Consider the following 24,759-nt stretch of genomic DNA (forward strand, 5'->3'; position numbering starts at 1 on the left):
CCGCCATAGCCTGACAGCGTCTCAGTCGGCAGGGCCACAGCGAAAGTGCACGAGATGGACCGCGACCACGCCTGCGCCACGGACGCCGCCCCGCCCGTCGACGAGCCGCGTCGGCTGCCCCGTACCGACGTGTTGCTGGCCGATCCCCGGCTGACCGCGGCGGCGCGACGGCTGGGACGGGAGCTGGTCAAGGACGTGGTCGCCAGGGTGCAGACACGGGCGAGGGCGGGCGAGGTGCCCATCGGTGAGATCGCCGATCATGCCGTCGCTGCCCTGCCGGCCACCGCGTCCGCCCTGCGCCCGGTCATCAACGCCACCGGTGTGCTGCTCCACACCAACCTGGGCCGCGCCGCGCTCTCGCAGGCGGCACGCGACGCCGTACTGGCCGTCTCCGGTACGACGGACGTGGAACTCGACCTCACCACCGGAGCCCGTGCCCGGCGGGGCTCGTCCACGCTCGACGCCCTGCTGCGTTCGGTGCCGGCCGCCGAGGCCGCACACGTGGTCAACAACGGCGCGGCCGCGCTGGCACTCGCCGCCACCGCGCTCGCCCAGGGGCGGGAGATCATCGTCAGTCGCGGCGAGATGGTGGAGATCGGGGACGGTTTCCGCCTGCCCGACCTGCTGGAGTCCACCGGCGCCCGGCTGCGCGAGGTCGGCACGACCAACCGCACGACGCCCGCCGACTATGCCGCGGCCGTGGGACCGGACACCGGCTTCATCCTCAAGGTCCACCCCTCCAACTTCCGTGTCACCGGCTTCACCCGGGAGACGTCCGTGGCCGAGCTGGCCCCGCTCGGCGTGCCCGTGGTCGCGGACATCGGCTCGGGCCTGCTCACCCCGGAACCGGTGCTGCCCGGGGAACCCGACGCCACGGGTTGGCTGCGCGCCGGGGCGTCCCTGGTCACCGCCAGCGGCGACAAGCTGCTCGGCGGACCACAGTGCGGGCTGCTGCTGGGCGACGCCGAGCTGGTACGACGGTTGGCCCGGCATCCCCTGGCCCGCGCGCTGCGCGTGGACAAGCTGACGCTGGCGGCCCTGGAGGCGACGGTGCGCGGCCCGGAGCCCCCGACTCTGACCGCGTTGCGCGCCGACCCCGTGGAGCTGCGGCGGCGCGCCGAACGTCTCGCGGAGGAGCTGCGGGCGGACGGGGTCGACAGCCGGGCCGTCGACACCGAGGCGGTGGTCGGCGGGGGCGGCGCGCCCGGAGTGACGCTGCCGAGCGCCGCCGTGTCCCTGCCCGTCGAGTACGCGGCCCTGCTGCGCGGCACGGACCCCGCCGTGCTGGCCCGAGTCGGGGACGGCCGCTGCCTGCTCGACCTGCGGGCGGTGCCGGTGGACGTCGACGCACGGCTGGCGGAGGCGGTACGCCGGGCCGGAGCCTCCCGAGGGACGGCCGGGCGGGGAACGGGAACCTGACCATGCACGTCATCGCCACCGCGGGCCACGTCGACCACGGCAAGTCCGCGCTGCTGCGCGCCCTGACCGGAATGGAGCCCGACCGCTGGGCGGAGGAGCGGCGTCGGGGTATGACGCTGGACCTGGGCTTCGTGTGGACGCGGCTGCCCGGAGCGGGTGACGTCGCGTTCGTGGACGTGCCGGGACACGAGCGCCTCGTGGGCAACATGCTGGCCGGGGTCGGCCCCGTCCCCGCCGTCCTCTTCGTCGTCGCGGCGGACCAGGGCTGGCAACCGCAGTCCGAGGAACATCTGTCCGTCCTCGACGCGCTCGGCGTACGCCATGGCGTGCTCGCCGTCTCCCGCTGCGACCTCGCCGAACCGGACGCGGCCCGCGCGCAGGCGCTCACCCGGATCGCCGAGACCTCTCTCGGCGAACTGCCGAGCGTGGCCGTCAGCGCGGTGACGGGCACCGGCCTCGACGCGCTGCGCACCTGTCTGGTCCGGCTGGCCGGCGAGCTGCCCGCCCCGGACCGTGCCGCGGACGTACGACTGTGGGTGGACCGCGCGTTCACGGTGCGAGGCCATGGCACGGTCGTGACCGGCACCCTCGGCGCGGGCACCGTACGCGTCGGCGATCGGCTCCAACTCGCCTGTGGCGAGCAGCTGGTGCGGGTACGCGGGCTGGAATGTCTCAAGGAGCCGCGGCGGGAGGCCGGCGCGGTCGCCCGGGTGGCGGTCAACGTGACCGGGCCGGGCGCCGGGAGCCTGCGCCGCGGCGACGCGTTGCTCACCCCCGGCCGGTGGCTGACCACCGACACCGTGGACGTACGGCTGCGGGGCGCCGGGGCCCGTGATCTGCCGCGCGAACTCACGCTGCACGCGGGCTCCGCGGCGGTGCCGGTGACGGTCCGCCCGCTCGGCGAGAGCTCCGCACGCCTGCGTCTTGCCGCACCGCTGCCGCTGCGCGTCGGCGATGCCGCGCTGCTGCGCGACCCCGGCCGGCACCGCGTCCCTGCGGGGCTCAGCGTGCTCGACGTCCGCCCGCCGCGACTGACCCGGCGGGGCGCGGCGGCCGCCCGCGACCGGGAGCTGCGGGCGACGCCGGGACGGACCGACGGAGCCGAGGAAGTACGCCGTCGCGGTCTGATCCGCCGCTCGGAGCTGCTCGCCATGGGTGTACGGCCGCCGACCGACCCGGTCACCGGGGAGTGGCTGGCGGACCCGGCCCACTGGTCGGCTCTGCGCGAGCGCCTCGGCGACGCGGTGGAGGAACACGCCGCCCGCAACCCCCTGGAGCCCGGCATGCCCCTGGAGACGGCACGCCAGGTGCTCGGCCTGCCTGAACGCGGCCTCGTCGACGCGCTGTTGGCACAGTCGCCGGAGTTGCGGCACGTCGACGGCCGGGTGTACGGCAGCCAGGCCCGTCCGGCGCTCCCGCCCCAGGCCGTGGCCGCCGTCGAGGCCGTGCGCGCGGACCTCGCCCGTGCACCGTTCCGCGCCCCCGAGGCCGAAAGGCTGCGCGAACTCGGCCTCACACCAAAGCTGTTGGCGGCCGCCGAGGCCGCGGGGGCGCTGTTGCGGATCAGCGGGGGCATCGTGCTGATGCCGGGGGCGGACGTGCGGGCCGCGGCCGTCCTCGCGCGGCTGGAACAGCCCTTCACCACGAGCCAGGCGCGTCAGGCGCTGGACACCACGCGGCGGGTCGCCGTCCCGCTGCTCGAGTACCTGGACGAGCACGGGCGGACCGTTCGCGTGGACGGTTCGCTCCGCCGCTGCCGGGCCGGGGGCCCGGACCCCGAACGAGGCGGGCGCGACGCGCCGTTCGGCGGAGACGGACGGGAATCGAACCCGCCTGCCCGAGTTGCTCGGACACCTCGGTTTTGAAGACCGGGAGGGCCACCAGGCACCCGTACGTCTCCCCGCGGGCCGTCATCGGTTCGATGCGCCGACCCTCCGGTCATCGAACCGGCGCCCCACCCCGCAAGTCAACGCGCCACACGGCGCTCCCCCTCACATGCAAGGACCGATGCAGCGATGACGAGCACGCGGACCGGCGTCCAGCAGGCACAGCGGCAGGAGAGCGTGCGGCTCACGCGGTACGCGCACGGCGGCGGCTGTGCCTGCAAGATTCCCCCGGGCGAACTCGAGGAGATCGTGGCCGGGCTGACATCCCCGGGAGCGGTCGGCGGCGGCCTGATCGTGGGCCTGGACCACGGTGACGATGCCGCGGTCGTCCGGCTGCCGGGCGGCACCGGCTCGCTCGCCGCCGTCGCCACCGCGGACTTCTTCACGCCGGTGGTCGACGACCCCTACGACTGGGGCCGTATCGCCGCCGCGAACGCGCTCTCCGACGTCTACGCCATGGGCGGCACCCCGCTCGTGGCGGTCAACCTGCTGTGCTGGCCCCGCGACGTGCTGCCGTTCGATCTGGCGAGGGAGGTACTGCGCGGCGGACGGGACGTCGCGGCGACGGCGGGCTGTGTGGTGGCGGGCGGCCACAGCGTCGACGACCCGGAACCCAAATACGGCATGGCGGTGACCGGCACCGTCGATCCGGCCCGTCTGCTGCGCAACGACGCGGGGCGGCCGGGGATGCCGCTGTCGCTCACCAAACCGCTGGGCCTCGGAGTGCTCAACAACCGGCACAAGACGACGGGCGAGGTCTTCCCCCAGGCGGTGGAGACGATGGTCGCGCTCAACCGCGACGCCGCCCTGGCCGCACTGGCCGCGGGAGCGGTCTGCGCCACCGACGTCACCGGCTTCGGACTGCTGGGCCATCTGTACAAGCTGGCGCGCGCCTCCGGGGTCACCGCCGTGGTCGACTCCGCCGCGGTCCCGTTCCTGGACGGCGCCCGGGACGCCGCCCGCGCCGGACACATCAGCGGCGGCACCCGCCGCAACCTCGAATGGGTCGCGCCGTCCACGGATTTCGGCCGCACCGACGAAATGACGCGACTTCTCCTCGCCGACGCCCAGACCTCCGGGGGCCTCCTCGTCGCGGGCGAGGTGCCGGGCGCCCCGGTGATCGGGGAACTGGTGCCGGCTGGGCCGTACCGGTTGGTCGTGCGCTGACAGGAATTGCCGTGCGAACCGGTACTTCTCCGAGCGATCCGGGTCGGCCGGCCGCTGACGACGACGGGGCGGTTGATCATGTGGGCACGTGTGGACGGCAGGCGGTCCTTCGAACTCGGCACGGCCGACGAGATGCGCACCAGGCTCAACCAGTTGGTCCTGTCGGGCAGGAAGACCGCGTCCACCGGGCTGCTGGCGGTCTACGCGGAAGAGGCCGAGGGCGTCGAATATCCCGGTGAGACGCTGGCCCTGCTGGACAAGGACGGCGCCGGCGCCGCACTGATCGAGGTGACCCGCGTGGCGTTGAAGCCCTTCGGTGAGGTGACGTGGGAACACGTGGAGGCCGAGGGTGAGGGGCATGCCTCGGTGGAGGAATGGCGTGCGGGGCATCGTCGGTACTGGGACCGCATGGGGACCCCCGTCGACGACCACACGATGGTCGTGTGCGTGGGGTTCCGGCTGGTCGGGGGCTCCGACACCGGCATGTCGGACACCGCGGGCCCGGCTTCCTGAGGCCCCGCTTGCGCGGGCTCCGGTTCCCCGCGCCCTGGTCCTACGGGCCCTACTTCTACGCCCTACTTCTACGAGCTCAGCTCCTGCGGCTACGCGGGCGTACGGAGCGATGACAGACCGGATACGCCGGACGCGATCGTCCGGGCGCGAGCATTTATGTTGTGCACAACTGACTTGCGTACAAGATTATTGCCCGCTATGTTTTTCTTGTCGCACCGGGCCGCAACACCCAGGACGACCCACCGATGCAAGCCGCCACGTCCCGAAGGGGAAGTCACCATGAACCTCAAGACCGCGATCCGTCCCACCCGCAGGCACGCCGCCGTGCTGGGAGCCGTCGCCGGTGTGGCGGCACTCACCCTGACCGCCGCCACGGGTCCGGCGAGCGCGGCCAGGGACGAGCATCACGCGTCCAAGGCGAAGCCCACGGTCGTGCTGGTGCACGGAGCCTTCGCGGACTCCTCCAGCTGGAACGGCGTGATCGAGCGTCTGCGGCGCGAGGGATATCCGGTGATCGCTCCCGCGAACCCGCTGCGCGGGCTGGCCAGTGACGCCGAGTACGTGCACAGCGTGCTCAAGAGCGTGAAGGGGCCGGTCGTCCTCGTCGGCCACTCCTACGGTGGCGCGGTGATCAGCGAGGCCGCCGCCGATTCCCCCCAGGTCAAGGCGCTGGTCTACGTGGCCGCCTTCGCCCCCGAGAAGGGCGAGAGCGCGCTGGGGCTGTCCAACAAGTTCCCCGGCAGTACCCTCGGCACCGCCCTCAACCCCGTACCCTTCCCGCTCCCCGGCGGCGGCACCGGCACCGACCTCTACATCAAGGCCGACAAGTTCCACCACCAGTTCGCCGCCGACGTGCCCAAGCCGGTCACCGACCTGATGGCCGCCACCCAGCGCCCGGTCGCCGCCTCCGCCCTGGACGAGAAGGCCACCACGGCCGCCTGGAAGACCATCCCCTCGTGGGACCTCATCACCACGCAGGACTACAACATCCCGCCGGCAGCGCAGCGCTTCATGGCCCAGCGCGCCCACGCGCACACCGTCGAGATCAAGGCGTCCCACGCGGTCTCGGTCTCCCACCCGGGCGCCGTCACCCGCCTGATAGAGCAGGCCGCTCAGGCCACCTCCCGCTGAGCCCGTCCGGGGTCGCACACCACGACCCGACACGCCTGTGGGCGACCCGGCAGAACCGGGTCGCCCACAGGAGCAGAAGGATGCCGATCAGCAGTAGAGGTTGTCGCCCGGGGCGACCCCGAGGATCGCCGTGAACTGCTGGTACGCGCTCACCCGGCTCTGCACCTGCGCGGGGTTGCGTCCGTCGCACTCCAGCGAGCCGTTGATGGAGCGGATCGTCTGGCCGAAGCCGGCCTGGTTGACCATGGCGTTGTGCGGCGTCATCGAGCCGGGGCCCGACTGCGTGTTCCAGTACCAGAGCCCCGTCTTCCACGCGACGGCCGCGTCCTGCTCGACCCGCCACGGGTTGCCCAGCAGGTCGATGCCGAGGGCGTCACCGGCGGCCTTGTAGTTGAAGTTCCAGCTGAGCTGGATCGGGCCCCTGCCGTAGTACGCGGCCTGCCCCGCCGGGCAGCCGTAGGACTGACCGGGGTCGCAGTAGTGCGGGTAGTTGGCGGTGTTCTGCTCCACCACGTAGACCAGTCCGCCGGTCTCGTGGTTGACGTTGGCGAGGAAGGCCGCGGCCTCCTGCTTCTTGACCGTGTCGCTCCCGCTGTTCGCGAACCCCGGGTAGGAGCTCAGCGCCTGCACGAGACCGCTGTACGTGTAGAAGCCGTTCCGGCCCGGGAACATCTGGTTGAACTGCGCCTCACTGACGACGAACCCGGACGGGTTGGTGCCGCCGCCGCCGCTCGCGGGGGCGTTCCACTTCTGGTTGGCCGCGCCCGTGCAGGTCCAGATCTGCAGCCGGCTGCCGTTCGCGGAGCTGTTGTCGCGGACGTCCAGACACTTGTTGGCCGCGGGGTTGACGATGTCGTGGGCCGCGGTGACCACCCACTGCTGGTTGGCGCCGCCGGAGCAGTCCCACAGCTGGACCGCCGCTCCGTCCGCGGTGCCGCGGTCGACGATGTCGAGGCACTTCCCGAGCGCCCTCAGGGTCCCGTCTCCGGAGTTGGACCAGCTCTGCGCGCCGGTCCCGTTGCAGTCGTAGAGCTGTATCGCGGTGCCGTTGGCGCTGTTCGCGGCGGCCACGTCGACGCATTTGCCGGCCAGCCCCGAGATCTGGCCACTGGCGGCGTGCGCGGGCGGCGCGGCGAGGAACAGCGCGGAGAGGATCACCGTGAGGGCGGCTGTCACCAGGGAACGTCCCAGGGTGACCCATCTGAAGGAGAAGCGTCCGGCAAGACTGATGAGCATGGGGGCATCGCTCCTAATACGGCCGGCGGCCGCGGCGGTGGGGAGGGAGCTGTGCGGGAAGGCGCCGCGCCCGGAGCGGACTCCGGACGCGACACCCCATCAGGTCTAGACCATGACAGGCTGACGGGGCCACGTCAACCAATCGTGCGCGGCCCCGCCGAAGGCACCTTCGACGACGTCTCGGGGCACACCGGGTGGCGGCCCATCAGATCGTCACGGTCGGTCCGTGTGGCGATCCTCGCCGTCCGAGGCGGTCGAGAACCACACACACGCGTCCACCGGCAATTCCCCGAGGTGCGGCAGTGCCGTGCTCGCCAGCACCGGCCGCCCGGAGAATCCCAGCCGGTCCAAGTCCAGCGCGGCGCAGCCGAGGTTCACCACACAGGTCAACCCACCCCGGGAGAAAGCGAGATAGGGCGCATCGGCCGGCGAGTGCCAGCGCAGGGTGCCGTGAGCGGCGACCGGGTGGTCCCGTCGCAGCCGCAGGGCTCGCCGATAGAGGGACAGCATGGAGTCCGGGTCCTCACGCTGGGCGGCGACGGTGTACCGGCCCCAGCCCTCGGGCTGGGGAAGCCAGCAGGCCTCGGGCGGGGCCGTGGTGAACCCGTACGGCGGTCGGTCTCCACTCCAGGGGATCGGCACGCGTGCGCCGTCGCGCCCTCGGTCCGTGCCGTTGGAGCGGCGCCACAGCGGGTCCCTGATGCGGTCATCGGGCACGTGCGCCTGCGGCAGGCCCAACTCCTCCCCCTGATAGAGATAGACGGCTCCGGGGAGGGCGAGCATCAGCAAGGCGGCCGATCCGGCGCGCAGTTCACTGCCCAGGCGCGTCGCGGGCCGCGGCGCGTCGTGGCTCGACATCACCCAGGTCACGGGGGCGTCGACGGCCGCGGTCGCGGCGAGCGACTCGTCGATCACCCGGCGCAGTTCCGGTGCGCGCCAAGGTGCCTCCAGAAACGCGAAGTTGAAGGCCTGCTGCATCTCGTCCGCGCGAACGTACCGGGCCAGACGATCGGGTTCGAAGACCGCGGACTCCGCGACGAGCACGCGCTCCCCGGGAGCCACCGCGCCCGGCGGGGCGGGGTGGGTGTCGAGCAGGGTGCGCCACTCCCGGTACAGGGGGTGCAGTTCCTCCTGGTCGTAGTACGGCATCAGGTGGTTGCGCGCGGGGTCCTGATGCTGTCCGGGCCCGGCGTCGGGCAGGCCCTCGGCCTTGAACAGGGCGTGGGCCACGTCGATGCGGAAGCCGTCGACACCCTGGTCGAGCCAGAAGCGCAGGACTCTGGAGAACTCGGCACGCACGTGGGGGTCGCGCCAGTTGAAGTCGGGCTGCTCCGGCGCGTGGAGATGGAGGTACCACTCGCCGTCGGGGACCCGGGTCCAGGCCGGGCCGCCGAAGGCCGACTCCCAGTCGTTGGGCGGCTGGGCACCGCCTGGTCCCCGGCCGGTCCGGAAGAGGTAGCGTTCGCGCGCCGCGGATCCGGGGCCGGCCGCCAGTGCCGCACGGAACCAGGGATGGGCGTCCGAACTGTGATTGGGTACCACGTCGACGATGACCTTGAGGCCCATGGCGTGGGCACCGACCGTGAGGGTCGTGAAGTCCTCGAGGGTACCGAGGTCGTCGGCGATGGCGGTGTGGTCGGCGATGTCGTAGCCGCCGTCGGCCAGCGGCGACGGATAGCAGGGCGTGATCCAGATCGCGTCCGCCCCGAGGTCCCTGATGTGGTCCAGGTGCCGGGTGATGCCCGGCAGATCCCCGGTCCCGTCGCCGTCGGTGTCGGCGAACGAGCGGGGGTATATCTCGTAACAGACGGCGTCGCGCCACCAGATCATGCCGTACGACTCCGTTCTCCCACCGTGAGCACCTGTTGTGTGTGCCCGCTCACCGTCGCCCTCGTGGCGGCCTCGGCGACCGCGACGGCGCTCACTCCCGCACGCGCGTCGGCGACCGGTGTGCCGCCGGTCCCGGCACACCGCACCAGGTCCGCCATGGCCGCGCGCACGCTCTCGGCGTAGACGTAGGGCTTGCGTTCCTCGCCGCCCAGGTCCAAGGCCACGTCGACGCGGTGCGGGACCGCCCGGGTGACGCCCCTGCCCCGGGCGGGTGCCGCTCCCCCGGCGTCCCGGTGCACCGTGACGGACACACTGTCGTCCGCATGCGGTCTGAAGCCGGGAACATGCAGCAATTCGGTCGATCTGACGGGGAGTCGTTCCCAGGACCGAACACCGGCATCGTCCGTCCAGGCCGTGATGACGGCGTGTGTCGGGATCCAGCCGGTGATGCGCGACTCGGCGAAGCCGTGGTCCAGGCGCATCAGTTGACGCTCGCAGCGATGCGCATGGGTGAAGGAGTGCAGATGTGTGGCGAGGACGCCGCCCGGGTGCACCACGTCCGCCACGACCATGTCGACCGGGCCGCCGGGACGTCGTACCGCTGTCGCCCTCACCTCCTGCGGCTCGCTCCCGAGCAGAGCCCGGGCCGCGTCGAAGAAGTGGACGCCGTGCTCGACGAAGATGCCGCCGCTGTGCTCCGGGTCCCAGAACCAGTGGTCGACGTCGAGATCCTCGTCGGCGGCGTCGTTCTCGAACAGGAAGCGCCGCGGGCTGTCCAACAGGCCCTCGGATATGAGCTGTTGAACAGCGCGCAGCAGCGGGTTGTAGCGCAGGACGTGGTCCACCACGAGGGTGCCGACCGCGCGCGACGCCTCCTCCCCCACCCGCTCGGCGTCCCGTGCGGTGGTCGCCAGGGGCTTCTCGCAGAAGACGTGCCGGCCCGCGCGCAAGGCGGCGATCGACAACTCGGCGTGTGTGGCGGGCGGAGTGGCCACGGCCACGATGTCGACGTCCGGGCGGCGCAGGAGTGCGTCCTGATCCGGGCAGGGCGTGGCACCGTGTCTCTGGGCAAGGGCGTTCGCGCGCGCCGGGTCGGCGTCGGCCACGGCCGTGACACGCAGCCCCGGCAGGCCGGCCACGGCGTCCAGGACATACGCCCCGAACGCGCCGCAGCCGACCAGCCCGAGCCCCAGCTCCGCCGTCACGCCGTGCGTTCCAGCAGGGCGACGCCGATGTGCGCGTCGGCCATGCCGTAGAAGACGAACAGCTTGCCGTCGACCTCTTCGATCGCGGTGGGGAAGACGACGTTCGGCACCGTGCCGGAGCGCTCCTCCTCGGTCTCCGGCGCCATCAGCGGCACCGTCGAGCGGGCCAGGACCCGCGAGGGGTCGGCCGGGTCGAGAATCATGGCGCCCGCCGCGTAGGAGACGTTCTGGTTCTGTACCCAGGGGTCGTCGATGGTGCCGGAGACACCGTGGTGGATGAGGAGCCAGCCCTCTTCGACGCGGATCGGCGCCGGGCCGCCCCCGATCTTCAGGTCCTCCCACGGGTGGGCGGAGAGCGCGACGAGCTTGTGGTGGCGCGGACGGGCCAGTGCGCTGATGTCCTTTTCCACCTCGGCCACGGGCACGTAGGAGATCCAGATGCCCGGCCGTTCGTCCGTCAGGCCCGCCGGCAGGTGGACGCCCTCGCCGGGACGGAACCAGCCCAGGTCCCACATCGGACGGTGCAGCATGGCGTACGACGGCTCGCCGCCCGGTCCGGGGACCGGTTCGGGGAAGTGGACGACGTCCTTGTTGGGGAAGAGGTTGAGGTCGGTGTCGAGATCGGGCTGGTAGGCGAACTGAACGGGGCCCAGGCGGGTCCATTCGGTGAGGTCGGTGGAGACGGCGAGGGCCGGCTTCGGGCCGAGCGGTCCGTAGGCGACGTACGACATGACGTGGCGGCCCAGGCTCGGGATCCAGGTGACGCGCGGGTCCTCGACGCCGGCGTTGTTCTTGCCCCGCTCCCAGCCCTCGTCGGGGGCCAGGACGACACCGCGCCGCTCGACGCCGCAGGGAACGCCCTCTTCGTCGAAGAGGACCTTCGCCAGGCCGACGCGTGAGACGTTGCCCTCCGCGACCAGGCGGGGCAGCAGGTGCAGTGTGCCGTCGGGGGTGCGGCCGGAGGCGGGGTTGAGGACACCTTCCGTCTCGTACGGCTGACCGGCCAGGGGGGACATCACCATGCCCTTGCGGACGAGGCGGTACGGGATGGGGTTCTGCGGGGCGGGGTGGTTCACGGCGTTCAGCCCTTTACTCCGGAGTCGATGTTGGTGTGGGTGAAATGACGCTGGAACACGAGGAACAGCGCCACCACGGGGAGGGCCAGGACGCAGGCCCCGGCCAGCAGCGCGCCGGTCGGATTGGCGACGGTGCCCTGCAGGTTGGACAGGAATCCCGCGAGCGAGACGGCCAGCGGCTGCATGTCGGTGTTCTTGGTGACGAGGAAGGGCCACAGGAACTCGTTCCACGGGCCGATGAACGTCAGCAGGACGCCGGTGAGCAGCGCGGGACGGGCCATGGGCAGTGCGATCGTCCACAGGATGCGCAGTTCGCTCGCGCCGTCGATGCGCGCCGCCTCGAAGAGCGAGGCCGGCAGCTGCAGGAAGAACTGACGGAAGAGGAACACCGCGGTCGAGTTGATCGCGAAGGGCAGCATCATGCCGAGATAGCTGTCGCCCAGGCCGTAGTTGCGGACGACCAGCGCGTACAGCGGCAGCATCAGCAGTTGGAACGGGATGGTCTGGACGAGCAGCAGGGTGGCGAACACCGTGCCGCGGCCGCGGAAGGTGAGTCGGGCGAGGGCGTATCCGGCGAGCACTCCGAAGACCAGTGTGCACAGCAGTACGCCGCCGGTGACGATGCCGGAGTTCAGCAGCGAGCGGCCCAGCGAGATGGCGCCGTTGATGGCCCGGTAGTTGGCGGTGGTGAAGCCACCGGGCAGGGCGCCCGACACGTCGCCGGTGGTCGTCTTCTTGAGCGAGCCGACGACCATGTAGTAGAAGGGGAAGAGGAAGGCGACCGCTCCGAGCGACAGGCCGGTCAGCTGCAGTATGCGGCCGGTCCGGGCTCCGCGGGTCGCGGGGCTCGATGTCTCCGGGGCGGCCGTTGAAGGGGCGGTCGCGGTCCGGGTGTGGTCGGTGGGGGTGCTCATGGCGTCACTCGCCCCTCTCGGAGATCTTTCGGGCCAGCAGGGAGATGGCGAGCACGAACACCATGAGGACGATGCCGAGGGCGGCCGCGAAGTCGGGGTGCCCCTGCTCGATGCCCTTCTGGTACATGACCAGCACGGGCGAGACCGAGGCGTGGTCCGGGCCGCCGCCTCCGGTGAGCAGATAGGGCTCGCTGAACAGGTTGGCGCCCGTGATGATCGCGTAGATCAGGACCAGCGTGGTGGCGGGGCGCACACCGGGAACGGTGATCGAGAAGAACCGGCGCACGCTTCCCGCGCCGTCCACGGCGGCCGCCTCGTACAGTTCCCGGCTGACGTTCTGGAGCGCGGCCAGGTAGAGCATCACGAAGAAGCCGAGCTGCTTCCAGGTGACGAAGAAGGCGATCATCGGCATCGCCAGATGTGTGTTGACCAACCAGGACGGGTCGGGCGCCAGGCCACCGAGTGCGTGGTTGACCAGCCCGTCCGAGCCGAAGAGGAAGGCCCACACGGCGACGAGCGCGACACTGGCGGTGACGTAGGGCACGTAGTAGGCGGCCCGGAAGAAGGAGCGGAACGGCAGCTTGGCGTTGAGCGCGGCGGCCAGGACCAGCGAAAGGCCCACGGTCAACGGGACGTTGATCACGAGGAAGATCAGGATGTTGAGGAAGGCCCGGCCCACGACGGGGTCGGTGAAGACGTCCCGGTAGTTGCTCAGGCCGACCCAGGGCGAGTCCACGCCCGCGCCGGGCGCGGTGAAATAGAACCGGTGGAAGGAGATCCACACCGTGTAGCCCAGGGGCACGGCGAACACGGCCAGAACGAACAGGACGTAGGGTGCGGCGAACAGGGCACCGATCCGCGAAGTACCGCGCCGGCCGGGCCCGTTGGTGTGTGAGAGTGTCATGACGGGACCTCAGTACTCGGCGAGGATTTCGGAGATCTTGCCCGCGGCGTCACGCAGCGCGGAGTCGACGGGCTGGCGGCCGAAGACGACGGACTTCGTCCAGGCGTCGCGGAACGCCTGCCACATGTCGATGGAACCGGCGACGTTGGGCACGTCGACGACGCGACGCGTCTGGTCGGCGAACACCTTGTAGCCAGGATTCTTGGCGAACCAACCCGCGTAGGTGCCGGTCAGGTCCGGTCGCAGCGGCATCTGGCCGGTCGCGGCGAGGAACTTGCCGTCCTGGGCCCGCGAGGTGGCGAACTTCATCACGTCCCAGGCGGTCGCGCGGTTCTTGCAGGCACTGAACATCGCGACGGACTTCAGGTCGCTGAAGGTGTGCACCGCGGAGGGGGGACGGCCGTCGGAGGTGGGTACGGGGACGACGCCCCAGTCGACGCTGTCCTTGTACGCGGCGATCGCCCACGGCCCGACGGTGGCCATCGCCGCCTTCCCGTCACCGAACGCGTCGCCGGGGTAGGCCTCCTGCGGCGCCAGCTTCTGCGCGTAGAGGCTGCGCCAGAACGCGGCGGCCTTGCGGCCCGCCGGGGAGTCGAACTGCGGCTTGCCGTTCTCGACGAGCGCCTTGCCGCCGCTCTCGGCGATGAAGGCGGGGTAGAAGTCGAACCACGACTGGAAGAACTCGCTGCTCGGCGCCGGCCAGATGGCCGCCTTCGCCGCCCCGCTGTGGACCAGGGTGCGGGAGGTGGCCAGGAACTGGTCGTAGGTCGCCAGCTTCGGGTGCTCGGGGTCGAGCCCGGCCTTCTTGAAGACCTTCTTGTTGTAGAGGATCATCACCGGGTTGCTCTTCCACGGCAGTTGGCGGAAGGCGCCGTCCTCGGACCGGTACTGATCGGCCAGCGAGCCGCTGCGCGCCTCGATGTAGCGCTCCGCGCCGGGGAAGTCGTCGAGATCGACGAGCCCGGCCTGTTTCTGGAACTGCGGGACGGACGCCGGCGAGGTGTTGAAGACCAGGCAGGCCGTGTTGCCCGCGATCACCGAGGCGCTGATGGCCTCCTCGGACGTCTTGCCCGCGGGAATGTTCTGCGCGGTGACGTGCTGGCCGGGGTGCAGCTTGTTCCAGTCCGCGACCATCTGTTTGCCCCAGGCCGCCTCCTGGGCGTTGTTGGACAGCCAGACGGTGATGGGTCCATGTGCCTTGGCCGCCGCCACGGCGTCGGGACCGGACCGGGCGCAGGCCGCGAGTGCGCCCGCCATCGCCAGCGCGAGCAGCGCGGACGCCGTTCTCCTGAACATGATTTCTCCGTACTCTTCGCGTCCGGCCCCGTTGCCGGACGCGGTCCCCGAAGGGCGCCCCGCTCCTCCGCTACGCGGTCGGGGCCGGGCCCACAGATCCCCGGGGGAGGAACTCGGCGGGCGGCAGCACCACATCGGGCGCGCTGCCGTCCTTGACCACCAGATCGAGCGCCCTGGCCGCCGCGATGCCCCAGCCCTCGGCGTTCGCCCGGGCGGAGGACAGCGGCGGGTGCGTGAACCGGGCCAGCGGTGTGTCGTCGTAGCCGACAACCGACAGGTCGCCGGGCACGGACACCCCCAGCTCCTGGGCCACGGCGAGACCGGCCGTGGCCGCCAGGTCGTTGGCGAAGACGATCGCCGTCGGAGGCTCGGGCAGGGCTAGCAGCTCGCGCGTGGCCGTGGCACCGCCCTGCGCCGTGAAACCGCCGGGGAGCACCAGGTCGGTCGCCAACCCGCGCGCGGACATCGCGTCCTGCCATGCGCGGCGGCGCCGCTGGGCGTGACGGAACTCCGTCGGTCCCTCCACATGGGCGATACGGCTGTGCCCCAACGCGGCGAGGTGCCCCACGGCCGTCTCGAACGCCGGAAGGTCGTCCAGTTCGACCGCGCACAGACCCTCGGCCCATTCGGGACGCCCGAGCACCACGGCGGGGAGGCCGACGGCCCGCACCAGGGCGGGCCGGGGATCGCCGACCCGCAGGTCGGTGACGAACACGCCGTCGACCCTGCGGTCGGCGGCCAGCCTCTCGTACACGGCCTGCTCGCGGCCCAGGTCGGTGACGTGCAGGACGAGCCCGTCACCGCGTTCCGACAGCACGGACTCGATTCCCGCGATGAAGGCCGGGAAGAACGGGTCGGCGCCGAGCAGCCCCGGCTCGCGGGTCACGACCAGCCCCAGCGCACCCGCCTTGCCACGCGAGAGCGCCTGGGCGGGCCGGCTCGGCCGCCAGCCGAGCTCGTCGATCGCCGCGCGGATCCTCGCGGTGGTTTCCGCCGAGAGTCCGGGGCGGTCGTTGAGCACGAACGACACGGCACTGCGGGAGACACCGGCCCGCCGAGCGACGTCGGCGATGGTCGGACGGTGTGCCATGGCTCCTCCAGACAGCGTCTAAACCGATTTAATCTGCTGTGCGGCGAAACTAAACCGGTTTAGGTGGCAGGTCAAGAGATCTGTGCCGCAGGTCTCAGAGCGGCGCGCGGGAGGCCACGGACGGCCTCGCCGGAGCAGGGCGGCGGGTGCCCGGCGTGCGGGGCGGCCCCGGTTCCGGGTCCCGAGCGCACGGGTCGCCGAACACCCGGGGTCACTGGGGTCGCCGGAGCCGTCAAGGTCGCCGGGGTCACCGCGCTCACCGGGCCGCGGTCCGCCGACCACCGACCACCGACCACCGGGGCGAGCGTCGGCAGGGCCCGGCTCGAGGGTCGAACGCCGGTACCCGAATGTCACGGGTGCGGCACACCGGGTTACCGGTAGCCGATGAAGCCGCACCGAACACGTCAAGTGATGAAGGAACCGGGGGACTTGAGATCGCCTGAACCGTCGGAGCCCGAACGGTGGGAGCGCACGGTACGTGACACTGTCGCCCCTGTCGGCGCCGCACTGCTCTCGAACCATGAACTCCGTTGATTTCGGCTTCAGTTGTTGACGCCGGGCAGGGGCGGGGATACAACCCGAGAGAGCGCTCTCACGCCTGCAGTTGCTCCAACCCCCACGCACGCCGGCTCGGCCTGAGGAGAACCCATGCAGACTTCCCCCAGCGCACCCGCCACCAGACCACCCACCGGTGTCCTACGTACCCGTACGGCCCTCGGCCTGGTCATCGCCCTGCTCGTCGCCTGCGTCGCCGCCCTGACGCCGACGTCCGCGCACGCCGCCGACCAGCTCCTTTCCCAGGGGCGCCCGGCCACGGCCTCCTCGACGGAGAACGGTTCCTTCCCCGCGACGGCCGCGGTCGACGGCAACCCCGACACGCGCTGGTCCTCGGCGTTCGCGGATCCGCAATGGGTCCAAGTCGACCTCGGCTCCGTCCAGCAGATCACCCGCGTCACTCTCAACTGGGAGGCCGCCTACGCCAAGGCCTACCAGATCCAGACCTCCACGGACGCGAACAACTGGACCACCGTCTACTCCACCACCACCGCAACCGGCGGCACCCAGAATCTCGGCGTCACCGGCAGCGGCCGCTATGTGCGCGTCTCCGGAACCGTGCGAGCCACCCCGTACGGCTACTCCCTGTGGGAGTTCCAGGTCTACGGGCCCGGCAGCACCACCCCGCCGGACAGTTTCTGGGGCAGCACCAGCGACATACCCCCGGCGAGCAACGCCGTCGAGGTGAAGATCCTCAACCGCACCAACGGCAAGTACCCCGACAGCCAGGTGTACTGGAGCTTCAACGGGCAGGTCCACTCCATCGCCGAACAGCCGTACCTCGACATGCCGGCGAACTCGGCGGGCCGCATGTACTTCTACCTCGGCTCACCCAACGGCCCCTACTACGACTTCATCGAGTTCACGGTCGGCAACAACGTCTTCAACGGGAACACCACCCGGGTCGACGCCTTCGGCCTCAAGCTGGCCATGCGTCTGCACGCCAAGGACGGCTACGACGTCGAAGTCGGTGAGAACCGGCAGACGTTCGCGGAGGACCGCGCCACGACCATCCAGCGCTTCACGGACGCGGTTCCGGACCAGTTCAAGGTGCTTGCGCGGACCCAGGCTCCGTACCGGATCATCGCGCCCGGCAGCGACCCGAGCTTCCGCACGGGCGGCGTCAACGCCAACTACTTCACTTCCTACGCCCAGTCCGTCGGCGTCAACGCGGCCACCTCCGACATCTTCGGCTGCGCCGCCTCCCTCGCCGCGAATCCCGACATGTGCGCCGCCCTCAACCGTCACGTGGCCACCCTCCCGGCCTCCCAGCAGTCCGACCCGGCCCAGTACTACAAAGCGGCACCCGCGAACTACTACGCCAAGTTCTGGCACGACAACGCCATCAACCACCTCGCCTACGGTTTCCCGTACGACGACGTGGCGGGCCAGTCCTCCTTCGTCTCCCACGGGAACCCGCAGTGGCTCCTGGTCGCCGTCGGCTGGTAGGCGTCCAGGTGGCATGTCAGGCGTCCTCACCCGCCTGACGGGATGACCCGCGCCCGGCTCCGACGGAGCGGCCCGGCCCGGGACCATGTGGTCCCGGGCCGGGCCGGATTCGTTCCCCGGTCAGTTGAACGCGGCCGCGAACATGCCGGGTTCGTAGGAACCTCCCCGCTGATGCACGATCACGGCGAGCCGGTTGGCCGCGTTGATCAGGGCGACCAAGGAGACCAGCGCGGCGAGTTGGTCGTCGTCGTAGTGCTCTCGCGCCCTGGCCCAGGTCTCGTCGGACACGCCGTGGTGGGCGTCGCCGAGCCGGGTGCCCTCCTCGGTGAGCGCCAGCGCGGCCCGTTCGGCCTCGGTGAACACGGTGGACTCGCGCCAGGCGGCGACCAGATGGAGCCGTACCGCGCTTTCACCGGCGGCCGCGGCCTCCTTGGTGTGCAGGTCGACGCACCAGCCGCAGCCGTTGATCTGGCTGGCGCGCAACGAGACCAGTTCCTGCGTGGACTTCGCCAGGGGCGACTGGTGGATCACCAGGGCGGCGTTGGCGAACCGCTTGCCGAACTTGGCGGCGATCTCGTTCTCGAACATGTTGAATCGGGAGTCCATGATGTCGTCCTCACTCGTGGTGATGCACTGAACGAACACGAGATGCCTGCGACCCGATCCCTGTGACGGGGCGGTCGTGTGACGTGCGCCACCATTCCGGGTTGTCACAAAGCCGCGGGGTCCGGTGTCTTGTGTGCGCGGCACCAACACGAGGGCCAGCAGACGGGAGCAGCCGGTGCGGAGCGAGCGGAGCGAACCCCCAGAGGGCGCGGAGGGCACGGAGGGCACGGCCGGACAGCCGGCCGGAGGCGGACGGGCGGACGTCGCCACCGAGGCGTTCGTCGCCCATCGCAACCTGCTGTTCACCGTCGCCTACGAGATGCTCGGGTCGGCCGCCGACGCGGAGGACGTCCTGCAGGAAACCTGGCTGCGGTGGGCGGGCGTCGATCTCGACACGGTGCGTGAACAGCGTGCGTACCTGGTCCGGATCACCACGCGGCAGGCACTGAGCCGGCTGCGTACGCTGGGCCGGCGCAAGGAGTCCTACGTCGGCCCATGGCTGCCCGAGCCGCTGCTCACCGCACCCGACGTGGCCGACGACGTCGAACTGGCCGACAGCGTCTCGATGGCGATGCTGCTGGTGATGGAGACGCTCACGCCGACCGAGCGGGCGGTGTTCGTGCTGCGCGAGGTCTTCGACCTCGGATACGACGAGATCGCCGAGGCCGTCGACAAGAGCCCGGCCGCGGTGCGTCAGGTCGCGCACCGGGCACGGGCACACGTCGCGGAGCGCAGGCCGCGGGAGATCGTCTCCCCGGCCGAGACCAGGGACGCGCTCGACGCCTTCCGACGCGCGACGGAGACGGGCGATCTGGGGAAACTGCTCGACATCCTCGCGCCGGACGTGGTCTTCCTCGGCGACGGCGGCGGAATCAAGCAGGCCGTCCTGCGACCCGTCGTCGGGGCCGAGAAGGTGGCCCGCCTCCTGACCGCCGCAGGGGGCAGGACCACCGCGGCCTCGCTGCGACCCGCGCAGGTCAACGCCTACCCGGCGCTGATCCTCCGGCTCGACGGCGCGATCGACACGGTCTTGGCGGTACGCATCGACGACGGCCTCATCACCGGGCTCTACGCCGTCCGCAACCCCGAGAAGCTGTCGCACATGCAGCGGGAGACGGTCCTGCGCCGCTGAGAGGCGGTGTCCGACGCACGAGCGTCCGAGGGGCGGGAATCGGTCACTGGCCGACACACAGGCTTGCTACGTTCTTGATCGGCTTGCGCAGGCGGCGGTCGGTGACTTGGAGGGTTTCGATGGAGGATGCTGCGCCGTTGGATCTGGTCGGGGTGGACGCCGAGGCGGAGAAGGCCTATCGCCATCTGCTGGCGTGCGGTGGCGGGACCGTCGACGACGTGATGGCGGCGCTCGGCGTGACGTACCAGGAAGGGCTGGCGCTGCTCGAACGGCTGCACCGCTTCGGACTGGTCACCCGGCGCACCTCGGGAGAGTTCCTCACCGTGGATCCGCGGCACGCACTGCGGGCTCTGGTGGAGTCACGCGAACGCCAACTCGCCTCCGTGCGGGATGCGGCGGGCTCCCTCGGGGCGATCTTCGACACCGCGAAACGGGCCAGGAACGGAGGCCACGGAACCCTCGTGATCAGCGGGCCGGAAGCGGTCGGCGACCGCTACTACCGGTTGAAGCAGGCCGCGCGCGCCGAGATCTGTTCCCTCGACCGTCCCCCGTTCCTGCTGGCCCCGAACGCGCCGCTCGACGAGGCGGTGGTGGGCCGAGGTGTCCGGGTCCGCGCCGTCTACGCGGCCTCCAGCTTTGTCGCCGACGGCGGGTGGCCGGAACTGGGCAGTCTGGTGTCGAGAGGAGAAGAAGCCAGGATCACACCGACGCTGCCGATCAAGCTCTCCATGGCCGACCGCTCGGCCGCGATGGTGTCACTGAGTCTTGCCGCCGGGAACACCGAGTGCCTCTACACCGAGGCGCCTCCGCTGCTGGAGGCTCTCGCGGAACTCTTCGAGCGCTACTGGGCGGTCGCGTCCCCGCTGGCACGCGACCACGGTCCCGATGCTCAGGTGCCGCCGCCGGCCGGTCTCCCGGAGGAGGACCGCAAGCCCACGGACGAGGAACGGAACCTCCTGGCTCTGTTCGCGGCCGGTGTCAAGGACGAGGCGATCGCCCGCCAGTTCGGGATTTCGTCACGGACGCTGCGAAGGCGCATCCAGGACCTCTACGCGGAACTGGGGACGACCAGTCGGTTCGGCGCCGGCGTCGCGGCGGCGCGCCGCGACTGGGTCTGAGCACACGGCCGGCTTCGCACCGCACCCAGGTGCGACATCCGCGTGATAACTCAACCGACGCGAATTCAAAGGAAATTGACGACACGTCAATCAAGGTAAAGGGAGAGACTTCCGCCCACGTGGGGTGGGTGGCCGACGGTGTCCACCCGGGGAATTCCACTGATTGCACGGCCACTTGTCCACTTGAGGACAATGGCACTCAAGGGACATGGCGAGTTCTTTACAGCGAAGCAAAAGACTGGCTGACTACGGACATCTTTCGCACGCCTAGCTCTTGAGGTTCCCTTGCGCATACCTCCCTCGCCCAGACGCGGGCTGACTGTCGCGGTCGCCGTGCTCGTGGCACTGACGACCACCGGTCCGGCCGTGTCGGCCGAGACTCCCCGCTCCTCCACCACATCCGCCGCCGGACGTCCGCAGGCCACGGGTACCGTCACGCTGATCACCGGTGACAAGGTCGCGGTGACCGTCAGCAACGGCCGTACCAGCGCCACCGTCACGGATCCGCAGGGCAGGCCGACCGGCGCCCATGTCATGACGGTCGGCCCCGACACCTACGTGTACCCCGACGCGGCGCTGCCCTACATCGCGTCAGGAGCACTCGACGAGCGGCTGTTCAACGTCAACGAACTGCTCGAGGACGGCTACGACGACAGCCACAGCGACCGACTGCCGCTGATCGTCACCTACACCGACGCTGCCGCCCGTGCCCGCAGCGCGAAGACCCCGGACGGTGCGCGCAGGACCCTGACCCTCAGCAGCATCCAGGGCGCCGCGATATCCGCCGAACACACGCGGACCACGGACTTCTGGGCCTCCCTCACCGGCAACGCGGAGACCGGGGCGGGAGCGCGCTCGGCCGCGGACGCGCGACCGTCCGGGCGGCTGACGGGCGGGATCGCCAAGGTGTGGCTGGACGGCAAGGCCAAGGCGACGCTGTCCGACACCACCGCGCAGATCGGCGCGCCCCAGGTCTGGGCGGGCGGGGACACCGGCCAAGGCGTGGACGTCGCAGTGCTGGACACGGGAATCGACGCGGCGCACCCGGACTTCGCGGGGCGGATCGCCGCGTCGGAGAGCTTCGTGCCGGGGCAGGACGTCACCGACCGGCACGGCCACGGCACGCATGTCGCCTCGACCGTCGCCGGCACGGGCGCCGCGTCCGACGGCAAGGAGAAGGGAGTGGCTCCGGGCGCCTCGCTGCACATCGGCAAGGTCCTGGACAACGATGGCAGCGGCCAGGACTCCTGGATCCTGGCCGGCATGGAGTGGGCCGCCCGCGACCAGCACGCGAAGGTCGTCAGCATGAGCCTGGGCGGTGATCCCACCGACGGCACCGACCCACTGAGCCAGGCCGTCAACCGGCTCAGCGAGGAGACCGGGGCGCTGTTCGTCATCGCCGCGGGCAACTCCGGCCCGGAGGCGTACAGCATCGGCGCGCCGGGTGCGGCGGACGCCGCGCTGACGGTCGGCGCGGTGAACGGTCCGGGCAAGGGCGTGGACCAGCTGGCGGAGTTCTCCAGCCGCGGGCCGCGCGTCGGCGACAACGCCGTCAAGCCCGACCTGACCGCCCCCGGCGTCGACATTCTCGCGGCCCGGTCGCAGTACGCGCCCGAGGGTGAGGGCGCGTACCAGACCATGAGCGGCACCTCCATGGCGACGCCCCATGTCGCGGGCGCCGCGGCTCTGTTGGCGGAGAAGCACCCGGACTGGAACGGACGGCAGCTCAAGGACGCGCTGGTCGGCACCACCGCCAGTACGCGGCAGTCCAGCCCCTACCAGGGTGGCAGCGGGCGGCTCGACATCGCCGCGGCCGTGAAGGCCACCGTGGTCGCCTCCGGTTCCGCGTTCGCCCAGGTCCACTACCCGTACACACCCGGGCAGACGGTTCGCAGGGACGTCACCTACAGCAACTTCGCGGCCGAGCCGGTCACCCTGGACCTGGGGCTCGTCGCGGACAACATCCCCGACGGGCTGTTCACCCTCACCGACCCCCGTCCGACCGTCCCCGCGCACGGCACCGCGACCGTCGGTGTGATCACCCACCTCGACCGGGCCGCGGACAACGCCGCCTACACCAGTCAGCTCACCGCCACCGGCCCCGACGGCACGGTTCGTGCCCGTACCCCGGTCGGCGTGAACAAGGAGGGCCGACGCGTCAAGCTGTCGGTCACCGCGAAGGACCGCAAGGGCGAGGGGCTGCCCGGCACCCTCGTGCTCAAGGACATCGACCGGAACACCGTTCCCAAGGTGTACACCGTCGACTCCTCCGGCACCCTCGACCTCAGCCTGGTGCCGAGCACCTACACGGCCTGGATGTACGCCGACGTCCCCGGCATCGACGGCACGCACACACTGGGCCTGGGCCTGTTCTCCGCACCGGAGGTCGACCTCGGCAACGACCGGTCGCTCCACTTCGACGCCGCCGACCTCCACCGGGCCGCGGCCCTCACGCCGCAGCCGACCGCCAACAGCTTCATGCGGGTGGACCAGTACCGGTCGAACGGCGACATGTTCCCGTTCATGGACAGCTACATGCCCGAGTACTGGCGCTATGACAGCCTCTGGGCGGCCGCGACGCCCAAGGTGACGCAGGGCTCGTACACCTTCGCGACGCGCTGGCGGCAGATCGAGCGGCCACTGACCCTCTCGCTGGGCTCCCAGACGTACGAGAGCGCCGTCGTGCAGAGCCTGTCCCCCATGTTGCCCGAGGGCAGCAACCGGTACCGGGCCGTCTGGGCCGGAAACGGTTCGACCGCGGACTTCGGCAGGCTCAAGGTCCGCGGCCAGGTGGCGGTCGTCCGCCGCAGCGACTCGGTGTCCGCCCCGGACCAGGCGGCGGCCGCGGCGAAGGCCGGCGCCAAGCTGCTGCTGATCCTCAACGACGGCTACGGAAAGCTGGATCCATGGGCCGACCTGCCCGACGCCGCACCGCTGCCGGTGGCCTCGCTCGGCACCGATGACAGCATCCGTCTGCGAAGCGGCCTTCAGTGGCCCGGAGTTGGAATGCTGAAGGTGGTCTCGCACCCTCAGCCGCACTATCTGTACGACCTGGTCCGGCATTACGACGGCGCGATCCCCCGGAGTCTGACGTACCGGCCCGGTCCGGGCGAACTCGCCAGGATCGACGAGTCGTTCCGCGACACCAAGCAGGGCAAGGCCGTACAGGTACGGTACGACCTGACCGTCGACTCCGGTCTGCCGCTGAACAGCAACGCCACCCCCGTCCCGGCCCAGGGCACCCTCACCTCGTGGGTGACAGCGGATCCCGGCGTCTCATGGGTGACGCAGGCCGCGGTCAGCGACCTCAGTCAGCAGGACTCTCCACGCTCGTACAAGGGGCGCGGCACTGCCCGCGACGTCTGGTTCTCTCCCGTGCAGCATCCGCGGCTCCTCGACGACAGCGCCCACCGCGCCCCCTTCAGGATCGGCGACGTCATCAGCACGTCCTCGATCACCGCGTGGGGGGACTCCGCCGGCCACGCGGGCGTCGCCTGGGCCGACGGGGACACCTCGAAGATCTCCCTCTATCAGGGTGACCAGCTGCTCGGCGAAGAAGCCAACGAACGGATCGTCACCGTCGAAGGCGTACCGACGGATCCGCTGCCGTACCGGATCGTGGTGGAGGGGAAGCGTGATCTGCCGGGCCGGCCGTACTCGACCCGGACCCGTACCGAATGGGGATTCACCTCCGGCACCACGGACTACAGGGTCCTCAGCCCTCTGCCGCTCATCCAGCTGGACTACGCGGTGGCCACCGACCTCTCCGGCCGGGCGAACCGGCGCGGCGCGCTGACCGTCACTCCCTCGCACTTCAAGGGCGCGACGGGCGCCGCCTCGGTCCGCACCGTGGCCCTGGAGGTTTCCTACGACGACGGCGCCACCTGGCACCGGACGACACTGCGTCACTCGGGCACGGACTGGAAGGCGTCGCTCGACGCACCCTCCAAGGCGAGGTTCACCAGCCTGCGTACGACCGCGCGGGACGCCAACGGCAACAGCGTCAGCCAGACCGTGATCCGCGCCTTCGGCCTCAAGTAGGCGAGTCGGGCGTCGGCATGACCTGTGGGCCCCTGTTCGCACCCTCGCGAACAGGGGCTCCTTGGTGTTCGGTGGGGGCGGAACGCCACGGGTGCGACGATCGACCGCGTGATCGACCGGGGCGACGCCTACGCCCCGATCCAGCTCGATGGCCACCCGCACCTCGGTCATCCGGCGACCGAGCGATGGAA

At 70.9% G+C, this 24,759-nt stretch carries 17 protein-coding genes, 1 tRNA gene and 1 pseudogene; 9 read left to right on the forward strand and 10 right to left on the reverse strand.

Features of this window, described 5'->3' with window-relative positions; all coding sequences use genetic code 11:
* Positions 1–54 precede the first annotated feature (54 nt).
* Positions 55–1,419, forward strand: a complete 1,365-nt coding sequence (selA, locus tag HEP85_RS02225) for an L-seryl-tRNA(Sec) selenium transferase (protein ID WP_168525690.1) — start codon at positions 55–57, stop codon at positions 1,417–1,419.
* A 2-nt stretch (positions 1,420–1,421) separates the two neighbouring features.
* Positions 1,422–3,146 (forward strand): annotated as a pseudogene (locus tag HEP85_RS02230) (SelB C-terminal domain-containing protein); the annotation flags it as partial.
* An 80-nt stretch (positions 3,147–3,226) separates the two neighbouring features.
* On the opposite strand, the gene HEP85_RS02235 reads toward HEP85_RS02230, so the two are convergent.
* Positions 3,227–3,319: transfer RNA gene (locus HEP85_RS02235), tRNA-Sec, on the reverse strand.
* 115 nt (positions 3,320–3,434) lie between these two features.
* On the opposite strand from HEP85_RS02235, the gene selD reads away from it, so the two are divergent.
* From selD to HEP85_RS02250, 3 genes are all read left to right on the forward strand, one after another.
* On the forward strand, positions 3,435–4,472 hold the full coding sequence (selD, locus tag HEP85_RS02240) for a selenide, water dikinase SelD (protein ID WP_168525692.1): 1,038 nt from the start codon (positions 3,435–3,437) through the stop codon (positions 4,470–4,472).
* A gap of 78 nt (positions 4,473–4,550) precedes the next feature.
* Positions 4,551–4,985: an ASCH domain-containing protein gene (locus HEP85_RS02245; protein ID WP_168525694.1), complete on the forward strand. Its 435-nt coding sequence runs from the start codon at positions 4,551–4,553 to the stop codon at positions 4,983–4,985.
* Between the two features lie 279 nt (positions 4,986–5,264).
* Positions 5,265–6,116: an alpha/beta fold hydrolase gene (locus HEP85_RS02250; protein ID WP_168525696.1), complete on the forward strand. Its 852-nt coding sequence runs from the start codon at positions 5,265–5,267 to the stop codon at positions 6,114–6,116.
* Between the two features lie 87 nt (positions 6,117–6,203).
* Here HEP85_RS02250 and HEP85_RS02255 read toward each other — a convergent pair whose 3' ends face one another.
* The 8 genes from HEP85_RS02255 to HEP85_RS02290 all read right to left on the reverse strand — a co-directional run bounded on the left by HEP85_RS02255 (position 6,204) and on the right by HEP85_RS02290 (position 15,667).
* Positions 6,204–7,352: a chitinase gene (locus tag HEP85_RS02255; RefSeq protein WP_168525698.1), complete on the reverse strand. Its 1,149-nt coding sequence runs from the start codon at positions 7,350–7,352 to the stop codon at positions 6,204–6,206.
* A gap of 213 nt (positions 7,353–7,565) precedes the next feature.
* The gene (locus tag HEP85_RS02260) at positions 7,566–9,182 is read right to left on the reverse strand and encodes a glycoside hydrolase family 13 protein (protein WP_168525700.1); all 1,617 of its coding nucleotides are present in this window, start codon (positions 9,180–9,182) and stop codon (positions 7,566–7,568) included.
* A complete protein-coding gene (locus HEP85_RS02265; RefSeq protein WP_168525702.1) occupies positions 9,179–10,387 on the reverse strand; it encodes a Gfo/Idh/MocA family protein in 1,209 nt (402 codons plus the stop codon). The genes HEP85_RS02260 and HEP85_RS02265 overlap by 4 nt, the downstream gene beginning before the upstream one ends.
* The gene (locus HEP85_RS02270) at positions 10,384–11,409 is read right to left on the reverse strand and encodes a glycosidase (protein WP_211118192.1); all 1,026 of its coding nucleotides are present in this window, start codon (positions 11,407–11,409) and stop codon (positions 10,384–10,386) included. Before HEP85_RS02270 ends, HEP85_RS02265 begins: the two co-directional genes overlap by 4 nt.
* Positions 11,410–11,468: 59 nt before the next feature.
* On the reverse strand, positions 11,469–12,377 hold the full coding sequence (locus HEP85_RS02275; protein ID WP_168525704.1) for a carbohydrate ABC transporter permease: 909 nt from the start codon (positions 12,375–12,377) through the stop codon (positions 11,469–11,471).
* A 4-nt stretch (positions 12,378–12,381) separates the two neighbouring features.
* Entirely contained in the window at positions 12,382–13,281 is a 900-nt protein-coding gene (locus HEP85_RS02280; protein WP_168525706.1) for a carbohydrate ABC transporter permease, read from the reverse strand.
* Between the two features lie 9 nt (positions 13,282–13,290).
* Positions 13,291–14,577 carry an extracellular solute-binding protein gene (locus HEP85_RS02285; RefSeq protein ID WP_168525708.1) on the reverse strand — a complete coding sequence of 429 codons (1,287 nt, stop codon included), beginning with the start codon at positions 14,575–14,577 and terminating at the stop codon, positions 13,291–13,293.
* Between the two features lie 70 nt (positions 14,578–14,647).
* Entirely contained in the window at positions 14,648–15,667 is a 1,020-nt protein-coding gene (locus HEP85_RS02290; protein WP_168525710.1) for a LacI family DNA-binding transcriptional regulator, read from the reverse strand.
* 648 nt (positions 15,668–16,315) lie between these two features.
* Here HEP85_RS02290 and HEP85_RS02295 point away from each other — a divergent pair.
* Positions 16,316–17,671, forward strand: coding sequence for a beta-1,3-glucanase family protein (locus HEP85_RS02295; RefSeq protein ID WP_168525712.1), 1,356 nt, complete (start codon positions 16,316–16,318; stop codon positions 17,669–17,671).
* Between the two features lie 120 nt (positions 17,672–17,791).
* Here HEP85_RS02295 and HEP85_RS02300 read toward each other — a convergent pair whose 3' ends face one another.
* Positions 17,792–18,277 (reverse strand): carboxymuconolactone decarboxylase family protein, encoded by a 486-nt coding sequence (locus HEP85_RS02300; RefSeq protein WP_168525714.1) that lies wholly within the window; start codon positions 18,275–18,277, stop codon positions 17,792–17,794.
* Positions 18,278–18,452: 175 nt separating this feature from the next.
* Here HEP85_RS02300 and HEP85_RS02305 point away from each other — a divergent pair, with 175 nt between their 5' ends.
* From HEP85_RS02305 to HEP85_RS02315, 3 genes are all read left to right on the forward strand, one after another.
* Positions 18,453–19,409, forward strand: coding sequence for an RNA polymerase sigma-70 factor (locus HEP85_RS02305; RefSeq protein WP_168525716.1), 957 nt, complete (start codon positions 18,453–18,455; stop codon positions 19,407–19,409).
* A 119-nt stretch (positions 19,410–19,528) separates the two neighbouring features.
* Positions 19,529–20,527, forward strand: coding sequence for a LuxR family transcriptional regulator (locus HEP85_RS02310; protein WP_168525718.1), 999 nt, complete (start codon positions 19,529–19,531; stop codon positions 20,525–20,527).
* A gap of 285 nt (positions 20,528–20,812) precedes the next feature.
* Entirely contained in the window at positions 20,813–24,568 is a 3,756-nt protein-coding gene (locus HEP85_RS02315) for a S8 family serine peptidase (protein WP_365221809.1), read from the forward strand.
* The last annotated feature ends 191 nt before the right edge of the window (positions 24,569–24,759 follow it).

It is taken from the genome of Streptomyces sp. RPA4-2 (assembly GCF_012273515.2).
Taxonomy (GTDB): domain Bacteria; phylum Actinomycetota; class Actinomycetes; order Streptomycetales; family Streptomycetaceae; genus Streptomyces; species Streptomyces kaempferi.

Bases quoted from the DNA above. Each gene is read 5' to 3' on its own strand.
- selA (WP_168525690.1), top strand. From the start codon at position 55: ATGGACCGCGACCACGCCTGCGCCACGGACGCCGCCCCGCCCGTCGAC.
- selD (WP_168525692.1), top strand. From the start codon at position 3,435: ATGACGAGCACGCGGACCGGCGTCCAGCAGGCACAGCGGCAGGAGAGC.
- HEP85_RS02245 (WP_168525694.1), top strand. From the start codon at position 4,551: ATGTGGGCACGTGTGGACGGCAGGCGGTCCTTCGAACTCGGCACGGCC.
- HEP85_RS02250 (WP_168525696.1), top strand. From the start codon at position 5,265: ATGAACCTCAAGACCGCGATCCGTCCCACCCGCAGGCACGCCGCCGTG.
- HEP85_RS02255 (WP_168525698.1), bottom strand. From the start codon at position 7,352: ATGCTCATCAGTCTTGCCGGACGCTTCTCCTTCAGATGGGTCACCCTG.
- HEP85_RS02260 (WP_168525700.1), bottom strand. From the start codon at position 9,182: ATGATCTGGTGGCGCGACGCCGTCTGTTACGAGATATACCCCCGCTCG.
- HEP85_RS02270 (WP_211118192.1), bottom strand. From the start codon at position 11,409: ATGGTGATGTCCCCCCTGGCCGGTCAGCCGTACGAGACGGAAGGTGTC.
- HEP85_RS02275 (WP_168525704.1), bottom strand. From the start codon at position 12,377: ATGAGCACCCCCACCGACCACACCCGGACCGCGACCGCCCCTTCAACG.
- HEP85_RS02280 (WP_168525706.1), bottom strand. From the start codon at position 13,281: ATGACACTCTCACACACCAACGGGCCCGGCCGGCGCGGTACTTCGCGG.
- HEP85_RS02285 (WP_168525708.1), bottom strand. From the start codon at position 14,577: ATGTTCAGGAGAACGGCGTCCGCGCTGCTCGCGCTGGCGATGGCGGGC.
- HEP85_RS02290 (WP_168525710.1), bottom strand. From the start codon at position 15,667: ATGGCACACCGTCCGACCATCGCCGACGTCGCTCGGCGGGCCGGTGTC.
- HEP85_RS02295 (WP_168525712.1), top strand. From the start codon at position 16,316: ATGCAGACTTCCCCCAGCGCACCCGCCACCAGACCACCCACCGGTGTC.
- HEP85_RS02300 (WP_168525714.1), bottom strand. From the start codon at position 18,277: ATGGACTCCCGATTCAACATGTTCGAGAACGAGATCGCCGCCAAGTTC.
- HEP85_RS02310 (WP_168525718.1), top strand. From the start codon at position 19,529: ATGGAGGATGCTGCGCCGTTGGATCTGGTCGGGGTGGACGCCGAGGCG.